4 protein-coding genes are annotated in these 6,138 nt (G+C 43.4%); all 4 read right to left on the bottom strand.

All coding sequences use genetic code 11. The features are described from left to right. Positions 1–282 precede the first annotated feature (282 nt). The 4 genes from F6K52_RS30590 to F6K52_RS30575 all read right to left on the bottom strand — a co-directional run bounded on the left by F6K52_RS30590 (position 283) and on the right by F6K52_RS30575 (position 5,783). Complete coding sequence (locus F6K52_RS30590; RefSeq protein WP_293087761.1) at positions 283–420, bottom strand: PD-(D/E)XK nuclease family transposase; 138 nt, start codon at positions 418–420, stop codon at positions 283–285. Between the two features lie 340 nt (positions 421–760). Then, positions 761–3,550 (bottom strand): AAA-like domain-containing protein, encoded by a 2,790-nt coding sequence (locus F6K52_RS30585; protein ID WP_293087758.1) that lies wholly within the window; start codon positions 3,548–3,550, stop codon positions 761–763. After that, positions 3,547–4,890, bottom strand: coding sequence for an AAA-like domain-containing protein (locus F6K52_RS30580; protein ID WP_293087755.1), 1,344 nt, complete (start codon positions 4,888–4,890; stop codon positions 3,547–3,549). Before F6K52_RS30580 ends, F6K52_RS30585 begins: the two co-directional genes overlap by 4 nt. Positions 4,891–5,549: 659 nt before the next feature. Continuing rightward, positions 5,550–5,783 (bottom strand): hypothetical protein, encoded by a 234-nt coding sequence (locus F6K52_RS30575; protein WP_293087752.1) that lies wholly within the window; start codon positions 5,781–5,783, stop codon positions 5,550–5,552. Positions 5,784–6,138: the final 355 nt, after the last annotated feature.

Raw genomic sequence — 6,138 nt, 5'->3', positions numbered from 1 at the left:
CTTTTGAATAAAATAAGCTAAAGGCTGACAGCTGACGGCTGAATGCTTAGATGGGCAAATTCCCAGAGTTTCAATGCTCTAAAATCTCGAACTATTAAATTCTCCTGTTCTAGGTTTATTTTCAGCTGTCAGCTGACAGCTGACGGCTGAATGCTTACAGTCTGCTTTTTGGATTTCCACCATGAACCGTTCACCGGTTGTGCTCTGACAATAACTATCAAAAATCGCTCTTCTGTTCACTAAGCTGTTGCCAAAGAACTCGGGAGTCTTAATGGTGACATCCTAAATCTGATGGTGGGCAGGTAACAGAGTATTCAAGAAGTCGATTAACAGTGCTTTGTTGGACTCAGTGCCCAAGACCCGCTTAAAGCCGAAATCCGTAAGCAGGTGAATGTATTTATCTCGCCAGGGGAACACCATATTAATAGATAAAGGGTAAGCTATCAGCTAAGCTGTTCAGCATTTAGATTAGGATACCTAAATTGCTAAGTTGAGTATCTGAAGCTCGACCTTGAGTATCTGAACCTCTCCCTTGAGTATTTGAATACCATTGTTGAGTATCTGGACCTCTCCCTTGAGTATTTAAATATAAACCTTGAGACTCTGGACCTCTCCCTTGAGTATTTGAATATAAACGTTGAGCATCTGGACCTTGTGGACGAGTATCTGGACTTCGACGGTGAGTATTTGAATACCGTGGTTGAGCCTCATAGCCTTGTGAACGAACCTCTGAACCTCGTGAACGAGTCTCTGAACCCCCCTAGGGGATCGTCTGGGCCTCGTGGTCGAGCCTCTGAACCTCGCGGTCGAGCCTGATTGCCTCACGGTCGAGCCTGATTGATTCGTTATTTATCCTTATTGATTCGTTATTAAGTCTTATTGCTTCGTTATTTATCCTTATTGATTCGTTATTAAGTCTTATTGCTTCTTCTTGTACTCTCATTGCCTCATGATTGAGCCTAAGAGCCTCCCTAGGGGCTCCTCGGAGCCTCATTGCCTCTTGCCTCTTGCCTCTTGCCTCTTGCCTCTTGCCTCTTGCCTCTTGCCTCTTGCCTCTTGCCTCTTGCCTATGACATACCGTTAACCTATCTTTTGCTTCAGGATGCTCGACAAAGTAATCTTGGAGCAATTCACAGCCCCTAGCCAGCATATCACCTAAACTTTCAACCTCCACAATTCTGGCAGTTTTGTCGAAGGAAGCAGTGGTCAGCCTCTCTCCATCCGGGCTGAATTCTACACTATATTCCCAGTACTTATGCTCTTCTCGCACGTCTAATTGATTGCCCTGTAAGTCCCAAATTCTGGAAGTTTTGTCCTCTGAACCAGTGGCCAACCTCTGTCCATCTGAGCTGAATTTTACACTTGTTACCTTTTCCTGATGGCCTGTGAGCACGGCTAATTGATTGCCCTGTAAGTCCCAAATTCTGGAAGTTTTGTCCTCTGAAGCAGTGACAATCTTCTGTCCATCCGGGCTGAATGCTACATCGATTACCGCGCGCTTATGCCCTGTGAGCACGGCTAATTCATTTTCCTTTGTATCCCAAATTCTGGCAGTTTTGTCATATGAAGCAGTGGCTAGCCTCTGTCCATCCGGGCTGAATGCTACATCGATTACCGCGCGCTTATGCCCTGTGAGCACGGCTAATTGATTGCCCTGTAAGTCCCAAATTCTGGCAGTTTTGTCCTCTGAACCAGTGGCAAGGGTCTGTCCATCCGGGCTGAATGCTACATCCATTACCTGATCCAGATGGCCTGTGAGCACGGCTAATTGATTGCCCTGTAAGTCCCAAATTCTGGCAGTTTTGTCCTCTGAACCAGTGGCAATCTTCTGTCCATCCGGGCTGAATGCTACATCCGTTACCTGATCCGGATGCCCTGTGAACACAGCCCGTTCTCGGAATTTACTAATACTTTGCTGGAGGGCATATAGAGGACTGATAGCAGGATAGTGATCCAGGGGGCGACCATCTTTAACGAGATTAAATAGCTCTTGCCCAGTCTCCATTGCCTCATACAAAAGCTTTTGGTTTTCTGTACTGGTGCCGCAGCAAAAATTATCCTGTAACTGTACTATAATCCCAAGCCCTTCCCGTTCTAGTTGCATGTCTGTTTTGGCTTCCTCTATTTTTTCTCTAGCCTTGATACCAGTCACCCCAGCAACAATTACCGCAACTAAGGACAAACCCAATACAATTCCCCCTCTGGATATGGTTCGCTTGGCTTTTGCTTGAGCCTTGGCTAATATTTGACTAGCCTCTTTCTCAGCGGCCAAAGCCTTTTGGACTTCTCCTTTGTCTAAAACCTGACTAGCTCTTAAGAACTGGGAATCCAAATCGCTTAAGGCTTTTCCCCTAGACCATTGTTCCGCCTGCTCTAATGCTCCCCCCCGCAACAATCGAGACTCATCCTTACACCCAGAATCAACCCAAGCGGTAAACGCCTCAGCGTAGGGGCGCACTCTGGCCAATTCTTGATTGACCCAATCGGGTCCGAAAACCTCACCATAAATCCGGTTGTTAACCTCCAAACAGCCATGACGCTCAACCACCAGCCCCGATAACCTTAATTCCGTCTGTTCCTCAGTCCCATCAGCAGCTATACAACCGTTATCCAACACTTGCTGATACAAACCCAGTAGCCTACCAGCCCGTTGCTCATTCCTGAGAATGCGATCGCGTATGGTCTTCAAATGCTCCTGTTCATCCTGGGCTTCCCAATTTTCTATGATCTGGTTACGCACCACTTGTGCCACGGAAAGACTATTGCCCGATTCCGAAGTCTCGACTACCAAACGACACAACCGCTGGGTCAGAAACGGTTGTCCCCCCGTCCAGTTTACTATCTCACCTAAGACCTGTTCAGGATTATCCACCTTGCCTACCAAACCGGGAACCAAAGGCTCTTTGGCCTCCTCAAAGGTAAACCCAGTCAACTGAATATCCCGACCAATATTAAACGGGGTGCGCTGTTTATCCTGAATTAAATCTGCTGCAGTTGCCACCCCCAGCAAACAAAAGGTTAGACGATTGTAGGCTGGATTTTCGGCTCTTTGATTGTAACAGGCCCTAATTAAGGCAAAGAAATCATCTTTAAATGTAACTCTAATTATACTATCAATCTCATCCAGAAAAATCACAATCGGTTGACTTAGTTCGTTTAGGACAACCGACTCAATAAACTCATCTAACCACTGCACTGGCGAAAATTGTTCACGCTCTTTTAACCAAGGGATTAGCTGGATTTTTTCCTTTAATTTAAAACTAGTGACCAGACGTCTAATTAAACTGCCATACCACTGCTGGGAGGTTACTTGATTGCCAATTTTTGTAACATCAATAGAGGCACAAGCTACTCCCGCCTTTGTGAGCTTTTCCATGGTTCGTACCCGCAAACTGGACTTACCCATCTGTCGGGAATTGAGCACATAACAAAACTCCCCGGCCATCAATGCCTGATAAAGCTCGTGATCAGCTTGTCTGGTCACATAAGTGGGTTCATAGTGAGGTAAGCTACCTCCTACTTTGTAGATTATTGATTGTTGATTGGTCATTGTTGCATCCGACTCCCGACTTCCGACTTCCTGTTGCCTAATCCCGACTCCCTACTTCCTAAAATGCGATCGCTAAAATACTGACGATACAAATTAAATCTCAAACTACAATCATTGCCATGGCGTTGGACGATTCCAATACTTTCCAACTTCCGAGTTATCTTACAATCCAGGCGGACGGGCTTAGTTGTACTAACTAATAATTTAACAGCGTCCAGCAATTGGGGATGCTCTTCAATACTAGTTAAAAGTGAGAGCAGATGACTGCGATAAATTCCGGCTTCTGTGGGGGCTAAAGCCAAAAGGGTATCCAGGGTTTTCTCGGCTGGTTGGTGATTCTTGAGATAATCAAACGCTTGGGACAATAAATCAGGATGTCCCCCCACCATTGCCATCAGTTTCGTTACTGAATCCACAGATAACGTCAACCCATAACTCTCGGCAAAGCGTTTTACCTGCTGAGCATCAAACTCTAGTAATTCTATCGGTAATCCCACATTAAACGGCGACTTATTGATATCTAAATTAATGTAAAATTCCGTGGCATGAGCCACCACCAACCGCAGTTTTTTCCAACTATCGTCAAACTTGCTACTCTCATGCCAACTACGGAGCAAAGGCAAAAACCCTTCCGCAATCTCTTGATGGTGAAATACTCTATCAAGGTCATCCAAGCACAACACTAACGGACTTTCTAAAGAGGCTAACAAATACTCTTCAAAGTAGGTGGTGCAGTTGTCTACACTGGTAAACAAACTATCATCCCAATAGGTCTGCAACTGATTAGTCAATTTCAGTTTTTTACCAACTTGCAAGCAAAACGACTTTAAAAATATATCTAATTCAGTGAAAGGGAGCTGATTCATATTTAAATAAATCTTTTCATAATTCTGTTTTTCACCATGGGCGATAATCTTATGAATCAGTAAAGTTTTGCCCATCCGTTTCGGCGCTTTAATCCGAATTAACGCTCCAGGTTTGACAATTTCTTGATAACAACGAGCTTCAATGGGTGGGCGCTCAATGTAAATCTCGTGATCAGCTCTAGGTCTAGGCGATGACAACCCGCACTCTTTTAATACTTGCTCAGCCACTAACTCAGGCTTATAGGTATTAACGATTTCAACTAAGTCACAACGACAATTAAAACCGTTAGCTTCAATATCACAGTCTTTATAGATTTTAGAAATATGCTTTCTTACCGTAGATATATCATAGACACGTAGCACCTTGTCTCTAATTTCTTTATCTGTCTTGCCACCAACCAACGCCTCCAAAACTTGTCGCCTTTTCCAGGGCATGTTCTGATATTTTTCCTCGAAGGCTTTTTTGCTAATCATAGGCAATCGCTCCCTGTGCCCTAGGTAGTCCTATGGTTAGTTTAGAGTATTAGTGATTAGTCAAGCAAGATTGAGACAATAGTTTCACAAAGTTGTTTTAGCAGTGAAAAAATAATCACAAAAATCCTCTTCGAGGTTCACAAATATTAAGAACTGTGAACTAAGTTAACTTTGTTCGTAAGCAGTTAGCAGTTGGCTAACTGCTAACTGCTTACAAAAAAAAATTGGTCAAGTTTTGTTTAACCAATTCTTGACCGAATTCTACTATATAGCAATTCTATATGATTCGTGAAATATAATTGCGGAAGCTATTGCTATAACTCTTGCCCAGCAATGATTTAGGATTTTGCATATTTTACAAATGATTTAGAATTGCTATATAAGCCATTACAAGTATTGCTGATCAGCAATCAGCAATCAGCAATCAGCAAATGCGCTACGCGCACGCTACGCGAACAGCAAAAGGCTGACCACTGATCACTGACTACTAACCACTTACCTCAGCAACTGATCCAAAACAACAACATTCCAAGTCAGTAAACTAACCTCCACAAAACAAGTTTTACTCATGGTCGCCAGGGCGGCAAAACCCTGTCTTGATGCAGTCGCTCATGGGGGAAACCCCCAAGACCGCGCTGCATCGCTGGCAAATTACTATCCTAGTCTACGTAAAAATAGCGAATCAAAAAAGTCATCACCTCATCAGGCTTCCCCGTAGGCTCGGGAGTGCTCCACTCGTTGGGATAGGCGTATTTAAGGCCATAAAGGGCAAGAATTGTCTTCCAAACTTTTTCAGGAGAACCGATCAAGATCAGCTTGACTTGCTTAGGTTTGCGACCAGGGTTTTCTGGGGTGTTCTTGTCATCGGAGTTAGGTGGAATGTTCTTGGTCATGAATCGTGATTCCTGTAAATGGCTCATATTATTAATATATGTATAAATTAATCAATTGTCAAGGAATTTAGAATTTTTTTTTATTAGTAAATATGGATAATGTGGAGAGTAAAATAAATCGTAGGGTGGGCAGTAAAATAAATCGTAGGGTGGGCAGTGCTTCCTAGAAATTTCAAAGCTTGTAGTAGATTAAATCGGCACTGCCCACCAACAGAAAATTAATTGTAAAATAGATTAAAATAAATCGTCAGTTAAAATAAATCGTAGGGTGGGCAGTGCTTCCTAGGAATTTCAAAGCTTGTAGTAGATTGAATCGGCACTGCCCACCAACAGAAAATTAATTGTAAAATAGATA

It is taken from the genome of Moorena sp. SIO3H5 (assembly GCF_010692395.1).
Lineage (GTDB): Bacteria > Cyanobacteriota > Cyanobacteriia > Cyanobacteriales > Coleofasciculaceae > Moorena.
This window is presented reverse-complemented; position numbering and strand designations above follow the sequence as displayed.